This window comes from uncultured Fretibacterium sp. (genome assembly GCF_938040765.1).
Taxonomy (GTDB): domain Bacteria; phylum Synergistota; class Synergistia; order Synergistales; family Aminobacteriaceae; genus CAJPSE01.
The window spans coordinates 1-2,618 of sequence record NZ_CALIAA010000251.1 but is presented as its reverse complement, the minus strand read 5'-3'; the positions used below and the strand labels follow the sequence as shown (position 1 = coordinate 2,618).

Here is a 2,618-nt window from a genome sequence, read left to right as displayed (position 1 = left end):
GATATTTTATTATAGCGCAACCTCCGGCCATTTCATTTCCCCGCAATTCACAAGCGGCGGGCACGGCAGCAAGCGGTCATCCGCCTAAAAATCCCTTTGTCTTCCCGAGAGAAAGGCGGCGTACGTGCGGCGCAGCCCCTCGTCCAGTTCCACCGTGTGCCGCCAGCCCAGACCATGCAGAAAGGAGACGTCCAGAAGTTTGCGCGGCGTCCCGTCGGGCCGGGCGGCGTCCCAGGCCAGCTCTCCGCCGTAGCCCACCGCACCGCGCACCCGCTCCGCGAGCTCCCGGATCGTCAGGTCCTCGCCCGTGCCGATATTCACGATGTCCGGTCCGTCGTAGCGTTCCATAAGGAAAAGGCAGGCATCCGCCAGGTCGTCGACGTAAAGGAACTCGCGCCTGGGCGTCCCCGTACCCCACAGGGTAACGGACGGCGCACCCGAAACCCTGGCGTCGTGCATCCTGCGGATCATCGCGGGGAGGACGTGGGAGTTCTCGAGCCCGAAGTTGTCCCCGGGGCCATAGAGATTGGTGGGCATCACGGAGATGAAGTCCATCCCATACTGCCGGTTGTAGGCCTGACAGAGCTTGATTCCGGCGATCTTGGCGATGGCGTAGGGCTCGTTCGTCGGCTCGAGCGCGCTCGTCAGCAGGGCGTCCTCGCGCATCGGCTGGGGCGCAAGCTTAGGATAGATACAGGAGCTGCCCAGAAAAAGAAGTTTCTTGACCCCGTTCCTCCAGCTCTCGTGGATCACGTTGGCCTCGACGATCAGGTTCTCATAGATGAAGTCCGCCGGAAACGCGCTGTTGGCATGGATGCCCCCGACCTTCGCCGCGGCCAGGAATACGAACTCCGGCCTCTCGGCCTCGAAAAAAGAACGCACCTCCGCCTGGGAGCACAGGTCCAGTTCGGAGCGCGTCCTGAGGATCAGGTCCTGGAATCCGGCCCGCTCCAAGCGGCGCACCAGGGCCGACCCCACCAGCCCCCGGTGGCCGGCGACATAGATTCTGGAGCCCGGCGTCATCCTCTGCATCACAATTCCTCCAGCGCGCTGCGGACCTCGTAGCCCGCGTCCTTCACCAGAATATCCTTGCGGAAGAGTTCCATGTCGTAACGCACCATTCGGCGCACCAGGTCCTCGAACGATACCCGCCGCTTCCAGCCCAGCTCCCGTTCGGCCTTGGAGGGGTCGCCCAGCAGAAGCTCGACCTCCGTCGGGCGGAAATAACGAGGATCCACCTCCACCAGGACGCGTCCGGTCCCGGCCTCCACCCCCTTCTCATCCAGGCCCTTCCCATGCCATTCCAGCTCAAGCCCCGCCTCCCTGAAGGCCAGCGAGGCGAACTCGCGCACCGAATGGGTCTCCCCCGTCGCGACGACGAAGTCGTCCGGCCTGTCGTGCTGGAGGATGCGCCACATGGCCTCGACATAGTCCTCGGCATGTCCCCAATCGCGCTTGGCATCCAGGTTGCCCAGCCATGTCCTGTCCTGGAGCCCCAGCGCGATGCGGGCCGCCGCACGCGTGATCTTGCGCGTCACGAACGTCTCGCCGCGAAGCTCCGACTCGTGGTTGAACAGGATGCCGTTCGAGGCGAAGATGCCGTAGGCCTCCCGATAATTGACGGTGATCCAGTAGGCGTAGAGCTTGGCCGCGGCATAGGGGCTGCGGGGATAGAAGGGCGTCGTCTCGCTCTGAGGCGTCTCCCGGACCTTGCCGAAAAGCTCGCTGGTCGATGCCTGGTAGAAACGCGTGTGGTCCTCCAGCCCCAGGATGCGTATGGCCTCCAGGAGGCGCAGAGTCCCCAGCGCGTCGGAGTTGGCCGTGTACTCCGGGGTCTCGAACGAGACCTTGACGTGGCTCTGCGCGGCGAGGTTGTAGATCTCGTCGGGCCTGACCTGCTGGATGATGCGGATCAGGTTGCTGGCATCCGTCAAGTCTCCATAATGCAGGAAAAAGTGCGGGTCCTTCTCGTGCAGGTCCTCATAGAGCCCATCGATACGGGCGGTGTTGAAGAGCGAGCTGCGCCGCTTGACGCCATGGACGGCGTACCCCTTCCTCAGCAGGAACGAGGCCAGATAGGCCCCATCCTGGCCGGTGATGCCCGAGATCAGCGCTGTTTTCATCTACTTTTCCTCATCTGTTGTATAGCCATTCATCGTCATTCGATTCAATACATATATTTTTCGGACCGGAGAACAACCCTATCATTACTGACCGATGGGGCTGACAGGACCGAATTCCAAAGTGAACCGCCGCTTATATAGAACAGTGGAGGGGAACGCCATTCTCCGCTCCAGAAGAGTGATAGGAAATCACCTCTACGGACATTTTGACGACGTTCGAAAACAGACATCAAGGTTGGATAGATGTTCAGCTGGCTCAAAGTTCCCCCTATAGCCTCCGGACGTCGCACATGCTCCGAAACCCAAGGCTCTGTGCTGAAAAGCATGAAGGGGACCAGAGCCTGTTCCAAGTATCCGCTGCTATGAGACTCTATCTGTCCATCCTCCTGAAAACTTTGCCCATGATCCGACACCCACAAAACCGTGGTATCCGGCAAAGAAAGTGGTTCGTCCCCCAAAAGAGCGGCAACAAACCCATCCACATTAAAACGGACA

The 2,618-nt window shown here is 60.8% G+C and carries 3 protein-coding genes; all 3 read right to left on the bottom strand.

Annotated elements, in window-relative coordinates:
* Nucleotides 1-84: 84 nt before the first annotated feature.
* Nucleotides 85-1,023, bottom strand: coding sequence for a GDP-L-fucose synthase (locus tag Q0176_RS08650; RefSeq protein WP_299301601.1), 939 nt, complete (start codon nt 1,021-1,023; stop codon nt 85-87).
* An 8-nt stretch (nt 1,024-1,031) separates the two neighbouring features.
* Nucleotides 1,032-2,123 (bottom strand): GDP-mannose 4,6-dehydratase, encoded by a 1,092-nt coding sequence (gmd, locus tag Q0176_RS08645; RefSeq protein WP_299301599.1) that lies wholly within the window; start codon nt 2,121-2,123, stop codon nt 1,032-1,034.
* Nucleotides 2,124-2,167: 44 nt separating this feature from the next.
* Nucleotides 2,168-2,618, bottom strand: a 451-nt coding sequence (locus Q0176_RS08640; RefSeq protein ID WP_299301597.1) for a sulfatase-like hydrolase/transferase, incomplete at its 5' end; no start/stop codon positions are given.